The sequence below is a fragment of the Pedobacter cryoconitis genome (genome assembly GCF_014200605.1).
In the GTDB taxonomy this organism is placed as follows: domain Bacteria; phylum Bacteroidota; class Bacteroidia; order Sphingobacteriales; family Sphingobacteriaceae; genus Pedobacter; species Pedobacter cryoconitis_B.
On the sequence record NZ_JACHCE010000001.1, the window covers coordinates 1348859 to 1371077 of the forward strand.

At 39.6% G+C, this 22219-nt stretch carries 7 protein-coding genes; 2 read left to right on the plus strand and 5 right to left on the minus strand.

The features are described 5' to 3' along the window. The first annotated feature begins 6 nt into the window (after positions 1-6). Entirely contained in the window at positions 7-13746 is a 13740-nt protein-coding gene (locus HDE68_RS05600) for a non-ribosomal peptide synthetase (RefSeq protein WP_183879716.1), read from the plus strand. Between the two features lie 123 nt (positions 13747-13869). Here the strand turns inward: HDE68_RS05600 and HDE68_RS05605 are convergent, their stop codons facing one another. The 5 genes from HDE68_RS05605 to HDE68_RS05625 all read right to left on the minus strand — a co-directional run bounded on the left by HDE68_RS05605 (position 13870) and on the right by HDE68_RS05625 (position 20491). Next, the gene (locus HDE68_RS05605) at positions 13870-16350 is read right to left on the minus strand and encodes a DUF5686 and carboxypeptidase regulatory-like domain-containing protein (RefSeq protein ID WP_183879718.1); all 2481 of its coding nucleotides are present in this window, start codon (positions 16348-16350) and stop codon (positions 13870-13872) included. A gap of 212 nt (positions 16351-16562) precedes the next feature. Then, entirely contained in the window at positions 16563-18419 is a 1857-nt protein-coding gene (locus HDE68_RS05610; protein WP_183879720.1) for a peptidase M61, read from the minus strand. Positions 18420-18666: 247 nt separating this feature from the next. Further along, complete coding sequence (locus HDE68_RS05615) at positions 18667-19206, minus strand: STM3941 family protein (RefSeq protein ID WP_183879722.1); 540 nt, start codon at positions 19204-19206, stop codon at positions 18667-18669. 2 nt (positions 19207-19208) lie between these two features. Further along, on the minus strand, positions 19209-19754 hold the full coding sequence (locus tag HDE68_RS05620; protein WP_183879724.1) for a hypothetical protein: 546 nt from the start codon (positions 19752-19754) through the stop codon (positions 19209-19211). Between the two features lie 194 nt (positions 19755-19948). Next, entirely contained in the window at positions 19949-20491 is a 543-nt protein-coding gene (locus tag HDE68_RS05625) for a biliverdin-producing heme oxygenase (RefSeq protein ID WP_183879726.1), read from the minus strand. Positions 20492-20685: 194 nt separating this feature from the next. On the opposite strand from HDE68_RS05625, the gene HDE68_RS05630 reads away from it, so the two are divergent. Next, the gene (locus tag HDE68_RS05630) at positions 20686-22212 is read left to right on the plus strand and encodes a GAF domain-containing protein (RefSeq protein ID WP_183879727.1); all 1527 of its coding nucleotides are present in this window, start codon (positions 20686-20688) and stop codon (positions 22210-22212) included. The last annotated feature ends 7 nt before the right edge of the window (positions 22213-22219 follow it).

Below are 22219 nucleotides of genomic sequence, written 5' to 3' on the forward strand. Positions count from 1 at the left end.
ATTAAAATGCTGAGTCAGAATTTAACAGATATAGAAGGATTATTAAAAAGAGCTAATGCAATGGGAGTAGAAATATTCCTGGAAGATGATGAACTGATTGTCGAAACTTCGGAAGAAGTAGAAATAGATGAGGATTTTTGGGATGAACTAAGAAATAACAAAACTCAGCTGACTGCCTATCTCAGAGATCACAGCCCTCAGAAAAAGGGGCAGCCTATAATTACCAATGTAGTACCTGTAAGTCAATATGCGGCACATATACCTTTGTCTTATAGTCAGGAGAGTTTATGGTTCATAGACAGGCTGGAAGGAAGTACACATTATCATATTCCTGCTATACTGCGTTTGAAAGGGAAAGTTGATCATGCTGCATTAGAAATGGCATTGCAAACTATAATCAACCGCCACGAAGTCTTAAGAACTGTGATCAGAGAAGAAGATGGGGTAGCTTATCAGCACGTGATGAAAGCGGACCGATGGAAAATGGATGTCTTTAATGACCAGGGAATGTCATCGGTACAGACATTCATAGAACAGCCTTTTGACCTTTCGGCAGCGCATATGTTAAGGGCTGGTTTATTTCAGGTCACTGAAAATGAAGAACTACTGGTGATCGTGATGCACCATATTGCTTCAGATGGCTGGTCGCTTTCTATTATTGTGAAAGAACTCTCCGCATTATATGAGGCTTATACCAAAGGCAGTATTCCTGAATTATCAGTAATGGCTGTACAGTATGCGGATTATGCGATCTGGCAGAAAACATATATATCCGGAGACTTGCTGCAAAGACAGCAGGCTTACTGGAAAAAGCAGCTGTCAGGTATTGAACCTTTGCAATTAACTACTGATTTCGCAAGGCCGGCAGTACAAAGTACCCGGGGTGCCGTTTTAGAAAAAGTGTTCAGCAAAGCGCTTCATGAGCAGTTGAATGAACTGAGCCGTAAACACGATGTAACGCTGTTTATGACCTTACTGGCTGCTTTCCAGGTATTATTATATCGCCACAGCGGTCAGGATGATATTTGTGTAGGTACCCCAATTGCAGGAAGGCTCCGTCGTGAAGTAGAAGAATTAGTCGGATATTTTATCAATACACTGGCTATCCGCAGTGATCTGAGTGATAATCCATCTTTCACAGCATTGCTGAAACAAGTAAAAAATACCTTGCTGGACAGTTATGACCATCAGGATATTCCTTTTGAAAAAATAGTAGATGTTATAGTCAAAGAAAGGGACATGAGCCGCGGACCTTTATTCCAGGTCATGTTTGTTTTGCAAAATACGCCGGATAGCCATTTAAGTCTGGGTGATCTCAGGGTTACTATAGAAGAACCTGAAAACACTACGGCTAAATTTGATCTGACTTTTAACCTGCGCCAAAGTGAGCAGGGGTTATCATTGTCTGCAGAATACTGTACAGATCTTTTCAAAGAAGAAACGGTCCTGAAATTTATTGCGCATTACGAAGAATTGCTCCATGCGATTATCGCTAAGCCAGATGAAAATATTGGCGCTTTAAGAATGCTTCGGCATCATGAAGAATATCAATTACTGCAGGAATTTAGTGGTTTAACAGTGGGTTATCCGCAGGGTACAACTATTCTGGATTTGATTGATGCACAGGTTAAAAGGGTGCCGGATGCCATAGCCGTAGTTTATGAAGATGAAAAACTAACTTATAGGGAACTGGATGAACGGTCAGGTCAGCTGGGACATTATCTGCGCAGCCAGGGGGTCCAGGCAGAAACACTGGTTCCTGTTTGTCTGGAAAGAAGCCTGGATATGATCGTTGCTTTGCTTGGTGTTCTGAAAGCAGGAGGGGCTTATGTACCCATGGACCCATCTTATCCCGAAGACCGTGTAAGTTATATGATTGAAGATACAGGGGCTTTACTGGTAATCAGTCATAGCAACAGCAGTTTGGTCTGTAAAAAATTCAGTGGCCATGTTATCGAACTGGATACAGATCAGGCACTGTTTGGGGCACAGCCGTTAACCCCATTTGAATCCGGACGTTCTCCTGAAAATGCTGCTTATGTAATTTATACTTCGGGTTCAACCGGTCGTCCCAAAGGTGTAATCATAGCAGATTTCAATGTAGTCCGTTTATTTGAAACGGATGTACCTCTTTATGATTTTAACGGAGATGATGTATGGACTATGTTCCACTCTTTCTGCTTTGACTTCTCTGTATGGGAAATGTACGGTGCATTATTTTATGGAGGTAAACTGATCGTTGTCCCTAAGGCTGCAACACAAGACACCATGCTGTTTGGCAAACTTTTACTGGATGAAAAAGTAACAGTCCTTAATCAGACACCTTCTGCTTTTTATGTATTGCAGGATTACCTGACTAAAAATACCTCATCTGTAGCAATACGCTATGTTATTTTTGGTGGTGAGGCCTTAAACCCAAGTAAATTAAAACCATGGTCTTCACTTTACAGCAATTGCCGCTTAATCAATATGTACGGGATTACAGAAACGACTGTTCACGTAACTTATCAGGAATTATTACCTGTTCATATTGAAAGCAGTCAAAGTGTAATCGGTAAACCGATCCCTACCTTACAGGCCTATATTTTTAACAGCGGTCAGCATTTATCTCCGGTTGGGGTTAATGGTGAGCTTTATATTGGTGGGGCAGGTGTAGCCAGAGGTTACCTGAACAGGGAAAGTCTTACTGCAGAGAAATTTATTGAACATCCTTTATTGCCTGGTAAAAGATTATACCGTACAGGTGATCTTGCCCGCTGGAATACAGATGGCACGCTTGAATATCTGGGCCGTATTGATGATCAGGTGAAAATCAGAGGGTTCAGAATAGAACTGGGCGAAATAGAAAGTGTGCTGGAACAAAGTGGTTTAGTACGTCAGAGTGTGGTACTGGCTAAAACAGACCATCAGGGTAATAAACGATTGGTAGGTTACGTGGTAGCGGAAAGGCCTTTAGATAAGCAGAAAATCCAGGAACACCTGAAACTTCATTTACCTGAGTACATGGTACCTGCACTATGGGTTTCGATCGATGAAATTCCCCTGACTGTGAATGGTAAAGTGAATCGTAAAGCGCTGCCAGATCCGGACGTATCTGAATTAAGCAGTAAAGAATATATTGCACCGCGTAGTGAAACAGAAATAAAACTGGCTGGTATCTGGCAGGACCTGTTAGGAATTGAGCAGGTTGGCATTGCTGATAATTTCTTTGAGCTTGGCGGCGATTCTATCCGTGTAATCCGCGTAGTGAGTAAAATAGCAGATGTTTTCGGTAAAGAAGTCCGGGTATTTGATGTCTACAGAGCTAAGACAATTCTGGAATTAGCAGCGCTGATTGATGAACATACAGCAGATCATTCGGCCCAGGTAAAAAACTATAATGAAGTAAAAGAAGAACTGGAGCAATTTAAAAATGCTGCATTGCTTAATTTTCCCGATAAAGATCAGATTGAAGACATTTATCCAATGAGTGATATTGAACGCGGGATGGTTTATATTTCTTCTGTAAATCCCGAAGAAGCACTTTACCATGATCAGTTCGTCCTGAAAATGCCTAAAAGCATGGATGTTGTCTTACTGAAAAAGGCCCTTACTTTACTTGTTCAAAAACACAATATATTAAGAACTGCTTTTCCTCAGGCTGCGGAAGATTTACAGGTAGTTTATAAAAGCATTGAATTTGATATTGATTATTTCAATATTGAATTTGTAAATGGGAAAAAGCTAAAAGACACTATAGAAGAATACCTTGCCGAAGAACGTAAAAACCCATTTGATGTAAGCAAGGCACCTTTATGGAAAGCCAGTGTCTTTGGACACAAAAAATACAATATTCTTATCTTCCAGTTTCATCATGCTATTCTGGATGGCTGGAGTGTTGCTTCTTTAAATACAGAGTTATATAATTTATGTCAGCGTTTGCTTACTGAGTCTGAACAGGTTTCCCTGCTTCCGTTAACAGGAAGCTATAAAGACTTTATTATAGAAAGTCTGATCGCCAAAAGAGAGGGGGCAGATGAAACCTTCTGGAAACAGGAGTTATCCGGTTATAAAAGACTGGACATCTTTTTAAAGGAAGATAACCTGCAAATGTGTGAGTGGACATGCGATTCTGCCTATATTGAAAGATTACAGGAGAAGTTAAAACGTGATAAAATCTCTCTGAAAGGTCTTTTCTTTGGTGCTTACCTGCATTGTTTAGGGATGATGACTTATGATGATGAACTGACTGTAGGATTAATTACCAATAACAGACCGGTCCGGGAAGATGGGGATCAGTTGCTGGGCTGTTTTCTAAACAGTATTCCTTTCAGGTTCCATAAAATGGACAGTAAGGAGACCTGGCAGTTATATTTCCAAAAGATAGAAGATCAGTTATTCCGGATTAAGGAAAGAGACCGGACAAGTCTGATGGAAATCAAGAAAATAACCAGAGAATCATCTACAGATGAAAACCCTTTCTTTGATGCTGTTTTCAATTTTATCAATTTCCATGTTTATGACCATATAGGTTTTGATGTATCCAAAGAAAATGAATACGAAACAGGAGATGAATCCTTAACAATTAACGGGTATGAGTTAACCAACACTTATCTGGATTGTACAACCAGTATCACTGCAAATACGCTTACGGTTAGTTTTAGCTTGCGGAAAGAACTGAAATCCGGCAAAAAACTGGAAGAGCTGCAAACTTATTTCAAAAATGTAATTACTGCCTACCTGGAGGATTATACATCGCCGGTAGCCAATAGTATAATTTTGCCTGATTATGAATTGAACAGGCAATTGAAGCAATTTAGTCATGCAGGTGGTGAACGCGTCGTAGCAGACCAGACGCTTGCAAATCTATTTGAAAAGCAGGCTGCACTAACGCCGGGTGCCATTGCGCTTGTCTATGGAGATGAACGTTTAACCTATAAAGAATTAAATGAACGTTCCAATCAGCTGGGACATTATCTGAAAAGTAAGGGTGTTAAACCAGAAACACTGGTACCGATCTGCTTAGACAGAAGTACTGAACTGGTGATCGCTATCCTTGGGATATTAAAAGCTGGCGGGGCATATGTTCCGGTTGATACCAATTATCCGGCAGACCGTATCAGCTTTATGTTGTCTGATTCAGGTTGTGCCATGGTCATTACTTCCATACGTTTTGCAGATCTTTGTCAGACTGATGATCCGGGAATTGAATTACTTTGCCTGGATGAGCTTGAAATGATTTTACTGGCTTGTCCGGTATCAAATGTACCTCATGACAGTCAGGTGGGGAATCTGGCTTATGTCATTTATACTTCCGGATCTACAGGCCGGCCAAAAGGCACAATGATCACGCATAAAGGTGTTTTAAATATGATTGACTGTCATGTTTCCATCTATAATGTAACGGCCGAAAGCAGTATGACAGTAATGTCAAGCATAGGGTTTGATGCTTCAGTCTGGGAGATCTGGCCTTATTTAGGAACCGGGGCTACCATACATTTATTAGAGGATCAGATCAGGGTCGCACCCGAAGAGCTGGTGAATTATTATATCAATCACGAAATTACCCATAGTTTTATTGCTACAGGTTTAGTTGTTGATGTGGTGAATATCCTTCGTAAATCTATAACCAGTCTGGAATATCTGATGACGGCGGGAGACAGGCTTGGTGCAATGGACGTAAAAGATTTGCCTTTTATACTGGTCAATAATTACGGGCCGACAGAAAATACAATCGTTGCCACTTATTATCCTTTAACTGATCTGGACGGCGATACTTTACCACCTATTGGAAAACCAGTTTCAAATGTAACTACTTTTATCGTAGACGGTTTTCTAAATGTTTCTCCGCTGGGGGTTGCAGGTGAATTATGTATAGGCGGGGTACAGCTGGCAAGGGGTTACCTGAACCTGCCCGAGCTGACTGAAAATAAATTTGTATCCAATCCTTTGAATTCAGGTCAGCGTTTGTACAGAAGCGGAGACCTGGTACGCTGGCTTCCGGATGGTAATATGGAGTTCCTTGGCCGTATCGATGATCAGGTCAAAATCCGTGGTTACCGGATAGAGTTAGGTGAAATAGAAAATGTTTTACTGCAATACCCTGGAATCAGTAATGGGATCGTGCTTGCCAAAGCAGATCATCACAATAACAAAAGGCTGATTGGCTACATTGTTCCTGAGCCATCATTTTCAAAAACAGAATTGCAATCGTGGCTTAAAGAAAGGTTACCAGAATATATGGTTCCTGGATTATGGATAGAAATGGAAGAAATTCCACTGACTGATAATGGAAAGATTGATCGTAAAGCTTTATTGTCAATTAGTGAAGGAGATACTACAACTGCGGTATTTGTTGCACCACGCAATAAAACAGAGGATTTGCTTGCTGTTATATGGCAGAATTTGCTGGGTGTGGAACGTGCGGGTGTTTTAGATAACTTCTTTGATCTTGGCGGACACTCTCTGCTTGCCATGAGGCTGATGACTGCAATCCGCAATGAGTTTGCAGTAGAAATCAGTATGAGAGATCTATTTACGCATCTGACCATTGCAGCACTGGCTGATTATATAGACGGTAAAAAAGGAAAAACAGTACTGCCCGATCTGGTTGTTCAACCCAAAGGAAAACAAATACCACTTTCTTTCAGTCAGGAAAGATTATGGTTTATTGATCAGTTAGAAGGCAGTACACATTACCATATTCCGGCTGTGTTACGTTTGCATGGGGTGGTGGACCAGGATGCATTAACCTATGCATTGCAAACGATTATCAACCGTCACGAAGTATTAAGAACTGTATTCAGAGAAGAAAATGGGATTGCCTATCAAAAGATAATGGGTACTGATCAATGGGCGCTTTCTGAAATTAACAAGGGTTCTGATACCTTAAAGGATCAGCAGGTAGCTGAATTTATAGATCAGCCTTTTAATTTATCAGCTGATTATATGCTTCGGGCAGCCTTGTTTCCTGTGGCCGAAAATGAAGAACTACTGGTAATAGTCATGCACCATATTGCCTCAGACGGTTGGTCATTATCAGTCATTGTGAATGAACTGACTGAACTTTATTATGCGTATACGCATGATCAGTTGCCAAAATTGCCTGTATTGGCTGTACAATATGCTGATTATTCGATCTGGCAGAAAACATATATCTCAGGAGATTTACTGGCAGGCCAGCAAACTTACTGGAAAAAACAGCTGGCAGGACTGGAGCCTTTGCAATTGGCCACAGATTATGCCAGACCGGCTGTACAAAGTACACGCGGTGCTGTTATTGAAACTCTTTTAAATAAGGAGCTTGCCGATCAGCTGGATGAATTGAGTCAGCAGCAGCAAGTCACTCTGTTTATGACTTTATTATCAGCGTTCCAGGTTTTATTATACCGTCATACCGGTCAGGATGATATTTGTGTGGGAACACCAATTGCCGGAAGGCTGCGTCAGGAAACAGAAAACCTGATCGGATTTTTTATCAATACCTTAGCTATACGCAGTGACCTGAGTGGTAACCTGTCTTTCAATAATCTACTGAAACAGGTTAAAAACACTTTACTGGATAGTTACGATCATCAGGATATTCCTTTTGAAAAAGTAGTTGATGCAGTAGTGAGTGACAGAGACAGAAGCCGGAGCCCTTTGTTCCAGGTACTTTTTGCTTTACAAAATACACCTGATGCTTCTGAACTGAACCTTGGAGATATCCCATTCGTGGTAGAAGAACCAGATTATAAAACATCTAAATTTGATCTTTCATTTACCATGCAGCAGGGTGAAAAAGGTTTATCCCTATCTGTAGAATATTGTACAGATCTTTTTGCAGAGGAAACTATATCGGGACTGATTACCCATTTCGAACAATTGTTAAAGGCAATTATAGCTGATCCCGATGAAAATATTGCTGTATTACAAATGCTGCAACCAGCAGAAGAACTTCTTTTATTAGAAGAATTCAGTGGAATGGCAGCAGGTTATCCACAGGATACAACCATCACAGACCTGATTGCCGCACAGGTAAAAAGGGTGCCGGATGCTGTAGCTGTAGTTTATGAACAGCAGCAATTAACTTATCGTGAGCTGGACGAAAAATCTAATCAGCTTGGACGTTACCTGCGTAATCAGGGTGTTCAGGCAGAAACACTGGTTCCTGTTTGTCTGGAAAGAAGCCTGGATATGATCGTTGCTATTCTGGGTGTGCTGAAAGCAGGAGGGGCTTATGTACCTATGGACCCATCTTATCCAGAAGACCGGATCAGTTATATGCTGGAAGATACCGGGGCTTTACTGGTCATCAGCCATAGCAATTGCAGTGTGGTATGTGAAAAATTTAGTGGTCAGGTCATAGAACTGGATACAGACCACCAGCTGATCGGGGCAGAAGCGATAACCGGATTTGATTCGGAACGTGTTCCCGAAAATGCGGCCTATGTGATTTATACTTCAGGTTCAACAGGTCGTCCTAAGGGGGTGATTATTGAAGATATCAACGTCGTGCGTTTATTTGAGACCGATCAGCCACTTTTTGATTTCAACGGGAATGATGTATGGACTATGTTCCACTCTTTCTGTTTTGACTTCTCGGTATGGGAAATGTATGGTGCGCTGTTTTATGGCGGGCGGTTAGTTGTTGTGCCTAAAGCGGCAACACAGGATACAGCTTTATTTGGCAAACTGTTACTGGAAGAAAAAGTAACGGTACTCAATCAGACCCCATCTGCATTTTATGTATTGCAGGATTATCTGACTAAAAATGCTTCTTCGGTAGCTATCCGCTATGTGATTTTTGGTGGTGAAGCTTTAAATCCTGTCAAATTAAAACCATGGAATGAACTTTATAAGAACTGCCGTTTAATTAATATGTACGGGATTACAGAAACGACTGTTCATGTAACTTATCAGGAATTATTGCCGGTTCACCTGCAAAGCAGCCAAAGCCTGATTGGTAAACCAATCCCTACTTTACGTGCTTATATTTTTAATCAGTCTCAGCATCTCAGCCCAATTGGTGTAGTCGGTGAACTATATATTGGCGGAGCAGGGGTGGCCAGGGGTTATTTAAACTTACCGGTACTTACAGCAGAACGTTTTGTTCAGCATTCCTTATTACCCGGAGCCAGGTTATACCGTACAGGTGACCTTGCCCGCTGGAATGCAGACGGAACAATAGAATATCTTGGCCGTATCGATGATCAGGTTAAAATCAGAGGTTTCAGAATAGAATTGGGTGAAATAGAAAGTATACTGGAACAAAGCGGACTGGTACGTCAGAATGTTATACTAGCCAAAAAAGATAATTATGGAAATCAGTATCTGGCAGGTTATGTCGTGCCAGAAGGGGTTTTAAACAAAGAAGAAATTCAGGACTACCTGAGAATTCACTTACCAGAATATATGGTTCCGGCTTTATGGGTGTCTATGGATGAAATTCCATTAACCGTAAACGGTAAAGTGAACCGTAAAGCTTTGCCGGACCCTGATGTCAGGGCGCTGAGCAGTAAAGAATTTGTTGCTCCCCGTAACGCAACAGAACAGATACTGGTCAATATCTGGCAGGAATTATTGGGTATTCCACAAATAGGGATACAGGATAGCTTTTTTGAACTGGGCGGGCACTCGTTGCTGGTAACCCGATTAACAGCTGCGATACGCAAAGAACTCTCCATAGAACTGGCCATTAAAGATGTGTTTTTATATCCTGTGGCCGCTGCATTAGCAGCCTATCTGGATACCCCCGGCACAGGAAAACTATTACCATCGATTATCCTGAACAACAGGCCAGAATTGATTCCCCTATCATTTAGTCAGGAACGTTTATGGTTTATCGATCAGCTGGAAGGAAGTTCACATTATCATATTCCTGCGGTATTAAGGCTAAAAGGAAAATTGAATCGTGCTGCCCTGCAACAGGCCATTCAAAGCATTGTTAACCGTCACGAGATACTGAGAACAGTGATCAGAGAAGATGATGGAATTGGCTATCAGCTGGTATTACCAGCCAATCAATGGCAGTTATCTGCGATCACTGTAAAAGGTGATTCCAAACTTACTGTAGCCGGTTTTATCAATGAGCCATTTAATCTTTCCTCAGACCATCTGTTAAGGGCAGGACTTTTAAGTCTGGCCGAAGAAGAGTGTTTACTGGTACTGGTGATGCATCATATCGCATCCGATGGCTGGTCATTATCTGTGATTGTGAAAGAATTATCCGAACTCTATAACGCTTATTCGGGTGCCTTTGAACCAGTACTTGATCCATTAGCGGTACAGTATGCAGATTATGCCATTTGGCAAAGAACTCACATAACAGGCGAATTATTACAATTACAGCAGGATTACTGGACACATAAATTAGCCGGTGCAGAAAGTTTACAGCTGCCAACAGATTTCCCGAGACCGGCTATGCAGAGTACAGCAGGTAATATTCTGTATTATAATCTGCCCGGAGATTTAGCTTCTTCATTGAATCAGTACAGCAAAGAACAGGGGGTTACCTTATTCATGACACTCTTAAGTGCATTCCAGGTATTGTTGTACCGTTATAGCGGTCAGCAAGATGTAACTGTAGGTACATTGGTTGCAGGGAGAACACAGCAGGAAATTGAAAACCTGGTTGGATTCTTTATCAATACCCTTGCTATAAGAAGTGATCTTGGTGGGGAGCCATCTTTTGATGAGCTGGTACAAAAGGTGAAAACAACTTTGCTGGAAGCATACGGACATCAGGATATGCCTTTTGAAAAAGCACTGGAAATGGTAGCTGGCAATCGTGACCTGGGTAAAAATCCTTTATTCCAGGTGATGTTTATTCTGCAAAATACACCTGATAACTCAGAACTGGTACTTCATAAACTGACTGTATCACAAGAGGCGCCCGATTACAGCCCTTCGCAATTCGATATCAATTTTGTGGTTACTGAACAAAAAGAAGGGTTGTTACTTGAAATAGGCTATTGTACAGATCTGTTCCTTGAAGACACTATTTTAAGACTGGCAGGTCATTATGAACAGTTGTTGCGTGCTGTTATTGCCGCATCTGATACGCAGATTAACCGGTTAAAAATGATGACTTCAGCAGAAGAGGTTTCCTTATTAGCACAATTCAGCGGACCTGAAACAGCTTATCCCAAACAGAGCAATGTGGTAGCCATATTTGAAGAATGGGCATTGAAAACTCCGGATGCTGTAGCTGTTTTGTTTGAAAATCAAGCTTATACCTATAAGGAGTTAAATGAGAAAGCAAACAGGCTGGCACATTACCTGATAGATAAAGGCATGAAAGCTGATCAGCTGACCGGTCTTTGTATCGGGCGTTCACTGGATATGATCACTGGTATCCTGGGCATTTGGAAAGCAGGTGGTGCTTATGTACCTATTGACCCTTCTTATCCTGCAGAAAGAGTTGATTATTTATTAAATGATAGCGGTATAGACTTAATTATCAGTGATCAGCAGAGCAGGGGAGCCCTTCCTGCACATTTGCAGAAAACATTGATTCTATTGGGGGGAAGCGGGTTTCTTACAGGCCAGCGGGTTACTTCGCCGGTAAATAGAATTGCTGGCCAGGATCTGTCCTATATGATTTATACCTCAGGCTCAACAGGTAAACCAAAAGGTGTACTTGTTGAACACCAGGGAATGCTAAATCACCTGTATGCAAAAGTTAATGAGCTGCAATTAGATCAGAATTCGGTTATTGCCTATACCGCCTCTTATACTTTTGATATCTCAGTATGGCAAATGTTCTGTGCTTTACTTACCGGGGGCTGTACAGTTGTGTATCCTGCGGCATTAATTCTTGAGCCGGCAGCGTTAATTTCAAAGGTAGAAGCAGATCAGGTCACTGTTCTGGAACTGGTCCCTTCTTATCTGGCAGCAGTCCTGCAAGAGAAAACCAGTGTGCGTTTAAAAAATCTCCGATATCTGCTGGTTACAGGCGAAGCTGTAAGCCAATCTGTATTGGCACAATGGTTTGCACATCCTGATTACGGGCGTATTCCGGTAGTGAATGCTTATGGGCCGACCGAAGCTTCGGATGATATTACCCATCATTTTATGCACAGTACACCTCAGACCAGCAATGTACCACTGGGGAAAACGATCCAGAACTTACATATCTACATCCTGGATGCTTATGGGCAGATTTGCCCTTTAGGTGTGCCCGGAGAAATTTGTGTATCCGGTATAGGCGTATCCAGAGGATATCTGAACAGGGCAGAACTGACCAGTGAGAAATTTATTGCAGATCCTTTCCGTTCAGGAAATAAACTATATAAAACCGGGGATCTTGGCAGGACTCTGCCCGAAGGTACAATTGAATATCTTGGCAGGATTGATGATCAGGTGAAAATCCGTGGTTACCGTATAGAATTAGGAGAAATAGAATACGTACTCAACCAGCATCCTGCTATAGAACAAAGCATTGTTATTGCCAAATCAGACCAGCAGGGAACTAAACGTCTTATCGCATATTTTGTGTCTTCAAAAGACACAGATGCATTATCGCAACAGGAAGGGTTTAGCAATGAGGCGCTGACCGGCTATCTTAAAAAACATTTACCAGAGTATATGATTCCGGTACTGATCAGACTGGATCAGCTGCCGTTAACTGCCAACGGTAAAATAGACAAGAAAGCATTGCCGGAACCAGAAGGGGAATTATTATCGGCTAAAATCTATACCGGTCCCCGTAACCATACAGAGCAGGCGCTGGCTGATATCTGGCAAGAGTTATTGCAGGTCCGGAAAATCGGTATCCATGATAATTTCTTTGAACTGGGCGGTCATTCCTTAATTGCTGTAAGATTGCTATCGCGGATCAGAAACCTTGGATATAGCATGCAGTTAAGTGACCTGATGACTTTCCCAACTATTGCCGGACAATCTGCAGTTCTTAATGGTACAGCAGATGATGAAGAGGCAGAAATTGAAGAATTCAATAAAAAACATATCATCTTATTGAATAAGGCGAAAGCAGGGACACCCTTATTTATTTTGCCGGGCGGGGTCGGTTTGGTTGACGGATATGATAAAATAGCGAAGGAAATAGAAACAGTAGCACCGGTTTATGGGCTTAATATGGTTGGTTCACTGCAGGGCGAAACCCCATTACAGCATATGAAAGATATCGCGGAGCAGAATGTCAAATGGATCAGAAAAATACAAAACAAAGGTCCATATCGTCTTGCAGGGCATTCTTTAGGGGGATGGATTGTTTTTGAAATGACAAAAATCCTTGAAGCCATGAACGAAAAGGTAGAGTTAGCAGCTATTATCGATGTATCCCCAAGGGATATTATGCCATCAGGAGCAGAAGTACTGATACAGGATGCAGTTGCTTACCTCGAAGTCTTTGAGCTTATTAAAGCAGATCAGCCTCATCCGGATTGGTTATTGAAATTCAAATCTGAGATTCATCAGTTACCAGCACATGAAATGCGTGAGTTTATGCTTGATTTCATCGTGACTCAATACAGAGATCTTAAAAAAGGTACTGAATTTGATTTAAAGCTGGTTTATTTACTGGTATTTAACTCTACCAATTATAATTATGTCACTTCCGGCAAAGTAAATGCAGCGCTAACTATTATCAGGGCGGATATCCAGAAGTGGGAAAACGATGGTTTTAAAGAAGATTTGGGCTGGCTTGCCCATTCAGATCTGATCAAAGCCTCAGTTACCCCTGGAGATCACTTTAATATGACCTTTGGTGAAAACGGAACTACAATGGGTGGTTATTTGAAAGGTCTTTTAGAAGCATTAAAATAATAAATAAACAGATCCCCCTCTCTGTTGATTAAGGATTCTAAGGTTATGCGCTCAGCGTTTAACCTTAGATCCTTTTTTTATTTTGAATATTCCGGTCATTCATCGCATGACCTTATTGCTGCATTAAAATCCAGCTGATACCCTGAAGCCGGCAGTACTTTGACTGCCTTCCATTTTACTCAGGTTATCATAATTAAAAGTTTTAATAAAATTAAACCTCAATCCAAATCTTTGTATACCAATATAGGCTTCTGCATAATTTTTAATCACATCCGAAGTCAGGTAATTTACACCAATGACTTCTTCCATTTTTAATTTTTTAAACAGTGGTATTTTGCTTAAAAACAGGCCGCCAAAATTGTGTTCGAAATGAGCTTCCAGAAACTTGTTCCCAGTACTGAACTCATAAGGGCTGAGCATCATAAAACCATCAGTAAATTGGGTATAGATAATAATATTACTACCCGCAAAATGCTTGAAGTCCATATAATACAAATTGTTCCTGTTGATAAATTTACCGGCACCAATGCTATATTTAAAAACACCCAGGATACCCAATTTCTTGTTGGAATCAAAAACACGGGCCCCGATATAATCGAAATCCACATCCGAATTAAGTATGCCTTTTATCCCCTTGCGGTAATCAAGCTGAAGTTTTGGATAGACAGAGCCCTGTCTGATATTGAAATCAGGGCGCTCTATATAAGTCTGGGCAAAGGCAATATTAAGGGTTAAACCCAGGGTAAGTGCTTTATTCGCTGTAAAAGCATAATCATTTCCTGTCATCGGATATGGATTATTGGCTGTAAACTCTTTATCAGGGAAGTCTTTTATCGTTCTGAAAGAAGTATTGATCAAAGGTGTTCTGCTGGCATATTCCAGATTACCGGAAAGATAGAGCCCGTTGCTCAGTTCCCTGCCCGAATAAATATTTATAAAATCCTTCTTATATAGTTTTAAGATATTTTCCTTGTTGAATAAAGTAGTTATTGTATTAAAAAGAGCGGGTATGGCTTCGAAATTACTGTTAAAGTCAGTGTAGCTTGTTCCGCCACTTATTCCAGCATAGCCATTTTGTTTAGGTGCATATCTATAAGACACATTCGCATTTGCACTCAGTACTTTATTCTCGAAACCATAACGCGGATTAACCTGCATAACCAGCGAAGTACTATCTTTTAATACTTTTCTATAGCTCAGTTTAGGATTGTAGATCCAGCCTTCTACTGTATTATAGTTGACACTAAATAGTGGTCCGCTAATACTCCAGTATTCTTTATCTTTCGTATTGCGGTGGGCATAACCTAAAGTAAGGATCTTTAGCGGTTTAATCCTATTCTCTTTTCTGTCTAAAGAATCGCGGTATTTATCAGATCCGTGAACTAATTTGATACTGTCTTTTTTGACATAATCCCTGCGCTCTTCAGCAGTTAAAACCATAGGCCTTATGGTTGCCCAATAAGTAGAATCTTTTTTATTGGCACCTGCATTTACTTTCAGTATTTTGTTCGTAAAGAATTTTGGCGGGAAATTAGGGTCAACATCGTAATTACTGAATACACCCGTATAATTGCCCATAAACTTAAAACCAAATATACCTCCCGAATAGTCGTAACGCTGACTGGCCAGCATCCATTTATTTTGGTTCACAGGGATAAATTGCTGTTTGATATGCAGGGTATCAATCCCCTCAATCATTGATTTATTGGTAATGGTCAGATCTGTACTATGGATGCGCCAGCTATCATCAATGATATAGATATAGCCATTAAATACCTGGTCATATTTACGGCGGGGAATAACCTGTATTTTGTTGATCCAGTTATTCCCTTCTCTAAAAGTTCCCATGAATTTATAACGGTAAAACAACAGCGCATTATCGGCAATAGGGGAAACAAAACCAACACGGCTCAGTTCACTGATATCAATGTTGTTTTTGTAAAAACTGACCACAAAACCATTAGCCTGATTAAAACTAAAGCCGTTGCTGTTCCCGCTTACCTTCGAAGAAATCATTTCTTCGTAGACTTTGCCTGGTTCCTGGTAATTGAATTTAGAAACGGATTCAGAAAGATAAAGTATTCCTCTCTTGCCCGAATCCAGCCCTATGTTTTTAAGGTCATCCTGGATATTCCTGCCTAATATTTTTTTCGGTGCATTTTTAAGCTTTGTTACCCCTTTGATATAAGCATCACACGAGAAAGCTTTCACCTCGGTTAAATGCTGTTTACGTTTTTTAATCGCATTCCTGATAATTTCGTAAGCCGGATCTTCTGCATTCGCTTTAATGACTACATCTTTTAACTGATAAGCTTCTGCTTCCAGTGTTACAGGGAGATAAGTATCGGCATTGATTTCTACTGCCCTAACCAGTTGTTTATAACCTACGGCCTTAAAAACTAAAATATATTTCCCTTTGTCCAGCTTAAGCTGAAATTCTCCATTGGTATTGGCAGAAGTCCCTTTACTGGTTCCCTGAATATATAAACTGGTAAAAGGGAGTGTACCCTGTTGATCGGAGGTGACACCTTTGAGAATGAATTGCTGGCCAAATGTTATACTTGTGGTTAATAGGAATATTGAAAATAATAATAGTTTCTTCATGTAAATAATATTGGTATCCCAAGATGTTATATTTTGTTGACTATTTCTATATAACAGGAAGTTAAAAAAGGTTAAATATCAGAAAACAGGGTACAGGCACTGGATGGCCCATTTTATTTTTTATAATACCTGATATAAAAAGCCGGTCTGCCGTAAATTAAAACGGGCAGTCTGATAACTGCCCGTTCTGAGTAAATATGCTGAACTGAAAATTAGTTTTTAGCTGTATTCAGCCATGCTTTCCTTAAGGCAGCTTGTTCAGCAGTTAATTCCGGGAATTCTTTTAAAACATTATACTGCTTTTCATCCTGCAGTTCAACCGGCTGACTCAATGTAATTACATTTTCCCTGCCAGTACTATCTTTTCTTGAAACGACTACAGTCAGTTGATCTCCTTCTTTGGTCTGTTCACGCAGGCTGGTCAGGAATTGCTGTAACATGGAGGCATCAGGAATAGTTTTTCCATTGATACTTATAAATACATCCCCTTTCTGATACCCCATTTTTTTACCAAAATCATTCATCCCTTTAGTCTCGGCAATAAATAAGCTTTTACCATTATAACCAATTCCTATTTTGCCCATACCGGCTCTTTTAACCATCACAAATGGTTCATAATCTACACCTATAGCAGCAAAAATTTCTTTATAAGGAAGTTTCTTTGTGCCTGAAACGTAAGTGTTTAAGAATTCTCCAATTTCAGGATAGGTTAATTTGGTAATAGTTGCAAATAGCTCGTCATCATTGAAAGACTTTGTTTTTCCATAAGTTTTTGACAAGTCGGCCATCAGGTTTTGCGTCCCGTATTTTCCTTTTGATAATTGTCTGAGTTTAATATCCAGACAAAGCCCAATCAGCGCTCCCTTTTCATAAACATTTCCATACTCTTTCTCATAAGTATCTAAAACACCTTTAGACATTTTGGTGAAAGCCAGTGTATCATTATAACGCATCGCATTATCTAACTTATCAGTCTGAACTTTCAGATATTCCGGGAAAGTTATTATTCCATATTTTACCTGCATATGGTGTGCGGCATATTCTGTCAACCCTTCATACATCCACAAGTGTTCAGACATTTTTGGGCTGTCATAATCAAATTCTCCAATTTCGTGGCTATGGATACTTAAAGGAGTCACAATATGGAAAAACTCATGAGATCCTGCATTCTTAATATTCTCAGCTAATTTTTCAGGACTGAAATATTCCGGAAGAAAATATAAAGAAGAATATGAATGTTCTAAAGCACCATAACTTCTTATTTTTTTATTGTCTGTTAAAGCAATGATAAAAGCATATTTATCCACTGGCAGTTTGCCGCCAAGATATTCCTTTTGAGCTTCGAGGGTTGGTTTGATCACTTTCGCAATAGCTGCTGATGTCGCTTTCTGATTAGGTGAATATATCGAAACCAGGACTTCAGTACCGCCAATGTTTAAAGTAGTAGTATCCGGTCTGTTATACATCATAGGTGCATCTGCCAGGCTATAATAGTCAGGGACACTATAGTGGTCGGTAGTTGCATTTACATGATGTGCCTTCAGCGAGGTTGATCCATAGAAATCGGCAGGTTTAGTCACTGTGATTTCAAAAGGAATACTTTTTTGACCGTCAAAATAACCAAAGAAACCAAAATTGTTAATCACGAACATTTTATCCTTATCTATATTGGTACCAGCCGGTTGAAATATTTCAACTCCCTTAACTTCGGGGCTGTCCCAGCTGTCATCTACTATATAAGTGATTTTTGCTAATCTATCAGCCTCAGTTATTTTCCATGAATTTGAATCTGTCCTATCGGTTTTTAGTGGATTCCCTTTATGATCAAAGGCTTTCAGATCTGAGATATAACGTCCATAATCGGCTATGGCATAAGTACCCGGAACCATTTTAGGAAGATGGAAAACTGTTTCCTTAACTTTTAATCCGGGGGTAAGTAAAGTCACCTGAAGTTTATCATCTGCAACATTATTCAAGTTGAGACTATACTTATAATTAGAATTATTGTTCTGTGCAAAAGCTGAACCAGCAGTTACCAGCAGTAGAAATTGAATAAAGTACTTTTTCATTGATTGGCTATTGATTAATTAAGGTATTCCTTAGATAAGAGTAGACAAATATAGATAAGTTACAAATTCTATGTGAAAAAGAGATCTTGACTGGTTGAGCTCAAATTATACTGCTCCATACGCCATGTTTTGAAGGCGACCCTTTAACAACTGTAAGTGTTCGTAGTTGAGAGGGTGTTGGAAGGGTAACGGACCCTTCCAACACCCTCTCAACTACGAACACAATAAGGCCATAATCAATTACAGCTTATGCGTTAACAATTGCAGGATGCACCTGCGCTTTGTAGGTTTTGATTTTATTGAAAAGTTCGTAAGCATCAATGTCCAGCACTGAGGCAGTCAGATAAACATATAAATCTCCACCAGGGTCTTTTGCATTATCAAGCGCTATAGCACTCAGTTTTTTGCGAATTGAAAGCTTATAGGGTTCAGCGTTGCAGATCACTAAAGTAATCAATGTATCACCGCCAGCTTTGCCGACCTCCATATCAGTAATGTCTTTCCATGAAATTAATCCTGCAGCTTTACTCACTGCGGTAACTCTGGCTGTTATTCCTTCTGGTGTTAATACAATTAAAGGAGATTTGTCATTTAAGGAGATTAATGTCCTGATGATGGTAAAGCCAAAGATTAAAATGAATATCGAAGAGAGGGCTATTCCTTTAGCAATTATACTGTCCGATAAGATTCCAATGCTATAAAGCAGGATCAATACCATTAAAATAAGTATTCCTGTATAGATCAGCAGGAGATTAACTGATTTTTTTCTGTTTCTGTAAAATTCCATAATTACCAGGTTACATTTAAGTTATTCTCTTCTGCGAAAGCTTTACCTTTTTTTAACAGGGCCGAGTATTTTTTCTCAAACGCTGTATTATATTTTTCCTGAATAGCTTTAATGATTTTATCTTTTTGTTCCTGTGGCGCCCTGGCGTCACATAATTTTGCATATTCAGTATATTCGTTTTTATATACGGGAAGTACAAATTCGTAAAGCCCTATAGCTTCATCCTGAATCTCTTTTCTTTCCCCACCCGCATTTAAAGCTTTCACATCTTTAAGGGCCTTTTCTATAACTAAGATTTGATTTTTAACAGAATTCAGTGCTTCATCACCTTTTTTCTTTGTAGAAGGCCTGTCGGCAAATTCAATTGTTTCGCCATCTATTTGTCTGGCCAGTGCGGGAGTTGCAAATCTGGCAACATTATTAGTGTTTAAAATGGCGATACCAAAGAATTTGTCTGGTGTTTCACTGCAGGATTGAAGAAGTAAAGAAAGCGTAAGGGTGGCGGCAACAAAAAATCCGGCTGCGGAATGTTTAAAAATATTTGTCATTAAATTATTAATTGATGAAAAATTTCAGATCGCTCCAAATGGAAGCGTGCGATCAGGTACGTTAAAATATTTTCACCCTTCAATAATCAGACCGGTTTTACTGGTAAAGTATTTGTTATTCCTATTAACTTCATACTCTGCGCATTTAATTTGAGCACAGTAATATGAAGTTGAAAGCGGTGTCTTGATTTTAGCTAAAATACCTTTGCAAAACAGTTGAATGTGTCATTTGCTATCCCGATAGCCCTGTTTTCATCATTTTCATTTGTTCCGGTTTTATCTAAAGCCTGAATAAATGTTCCCCACATTCTTCCGGTATCTTCACCATAACCTGTAAAGAAAGAAACACCTTTAGTAATATTTGCTTTAGCCAGCATCTGAACAATGATTTTTCCGCCCATAATAGAACCTTCCATTACATAAAGTGCAGCCATCGCATCCAGCGCATCTTTAATTTCAGGTACTTCGATTGATTCTGCTGCTGCCGGATCACCTCCAAGTTCTGCTATATCCTGTTTGATATAGGCAGAATTTCTTCGCTGGCTATAATCCGAAAGAACTTCGTGGGTAATATATGGCGATATTGCATTTTCAAGTGCATTAAAATAATCATTGAAATTTTTAAGAAGTGCTGCATAATCTTCATCACTGCGGATAGCTTTAAGCTTTAAAATCACTTCCTTTTCCAGTTTTTGATGTGCAGGCATGGTGGCCTCTTTAATAACTGAACTGATCATAATTGTCTTTTATATGGGGGCGAAAATAGCAATAATCTGCAGAAGCTATTCATTATTACCCGTGTAATAATCATATATACCGTTAAAGATTTGGCATAACAAAACTGCAATTGGTATATTATTTGGTAAAGGAAAAAAATATAGAAATTCCTTTACCCTATATTTAGTATAATTAACAGAGACCTCTAATTAGCATGACCGATAAAAAAAACTTTGATTCTGACTTCTGCGGAAGCATACCCTTACATCATATCAATTCAACTCAAGATTATGGCTATTTACTGGTTCTTGATAAAAAACTGAATATTATACAATTAAGTGAGAATGTTTCCGGTCTTTTGGAGAGCAGGGCCGAAGATCTGATCAATAAAAATATTGCTGATTTTATTCAGACACAAGATCTGGCTAAAATAGAAGCATTGCTGAAAAAAGGGATTTCCAAAAGTATCCCGCTTTATCTTCAGTTTAATAAACAGGACAACACTGATTTATTTCTTGCATTATTACATATTAAAGCTGACTATATAATTATTGAGCTTGAAAAACAGCAGGAAAATTCAAACAGAAGTTTCGCTGATGTCTTTCAGGAAATAAAATATATTAGTACAGCTATTGATCAGGCTGACAGCGTTCAGGAAGTTTGTGACATTGCCATTCACGAACTGCGTAAATTATCGGGATTTGATGGTGTTTTAATGTACCGGTTTGATACAGACTGGAACGGGACTGTTATTGCAGAAGAAAAAGATGAGCGCCTTGAGCGTTATCTCGGACAAACTTTTCCTGCTTCGGATGTTCCAAAGCAAGCAAGACAGATGTATTTGAAAAATCCATATCGATTGATCCCAAACAGAGATTTTGAACCCGTGCGTTTATATCCGGTTATTAATCCGGTAACCAATGCTTTTATTGATCTTTCTGACTGTAATTTACGGAGCGTGGCTAAAGTCCATCTGGAATACATGAAAAACATGAATGTTAAAGCTTCCATGTCGATCAGGGTCATATACAATGAAACTTTATGGGGTTTGATTTCATGTCATCATCTGGAACCAAAATATATTGGTTATGAGCTTTGTTCAATTTTTGAGTGGTTATCTGAGGTTATTTCGACTAAAATTTCTCTGATTCTTAACAAGCAGGATTACAGAAATTCTAAACAAATTCAACAGAAGCGTGTTGAATTATCCGATCAGGTTTATGCTTACGATGATATTACTGCTGGTTTATTCAAAGACGATGAGCAGGATATCCTTCATTTACTGAATGCTTCGGGGGCATTGATAAGCATAAACGGGAGATCAGAAACTAAAGGCGAGGTGCCTGATAGAAATGATTTGTTTAATTTAACCCAGTGGCTTGAAAGTAAAAACTTAAATACTGTATATTCAACAAATTCCCTTGCGTCTTTATTTGAAGATGCAGGTGAATATTCAAATTCAGCAAGCGGGCTGCTTTTTATACCAATAAATAATGTGAAAGGTGATTTTCTGATGTGTTTCAGGCGGGAGGCTATAGAAGATATTAATTGGGGGGGTGATCCCAATCAGGCAATTAATTTTACAGCAGACGGGAAAAAGTATCATCCCAGAAATTCATTTGAAAATTGGAAACAAACAGTCTATAAACAAGCTTTACCCTGGAATAAACATGAATTAGAGGTTGCAGAATCTTTAAGGAGCTTTTTATTCGAATTTGCAATTAAACAATCACAGCAATAGAAAATCA

Coding starts and splice junctions, on each gene's coding strand:
- HDE68_RS05610 (WP_183879720.1), bottom strand. CDS start 18,419: ATGAAAAAGTACTTTATTCAATTTCTACTGCTGGTAACTGCTGGTTCA.
- HDE68_RS05615 (WP_183879722.1), bottom strand. CDS start 19,206: ATGGAATTTTACAGAAACAGAAAAAAATCAGTTAATCTCCTGCTGATC.
- HDE68_RS05630 (WP_183879727.1), top strand. CDS start 20,686: ATGACCGATAAAAAAAACTTTGATTCTGACTTCTGCGGAAGCATACCC.
- HDE68_RS05625 (WP_183879726.1), bottom strand. CDS start 20,491: ATGATCAGTTCAGTTATTAAAGAGGCCACCATGCCTGCACATCAAAAA.
- HDE68_RS05605 (WP_183879718.1), bottom strand. CDS start 16,350: ATGAAGAAACTATTATTATTTTCAATATTCCTATTAACCACAAGTATA.
- HDE68_RS05600 (WP_183879716.1), top strand. CDS start 7: ATGCTGAGTCAGAATTTAACAGATATAGAAGGATTATTAAAAAGAGCT.
- HDE68_RS05620 (WP_183879724.1), bottom strand. CDS start 19,754: ATGACAAATATTTTTAAACATTCCGCAGCCGGATTTTTTGTTGCCGCC.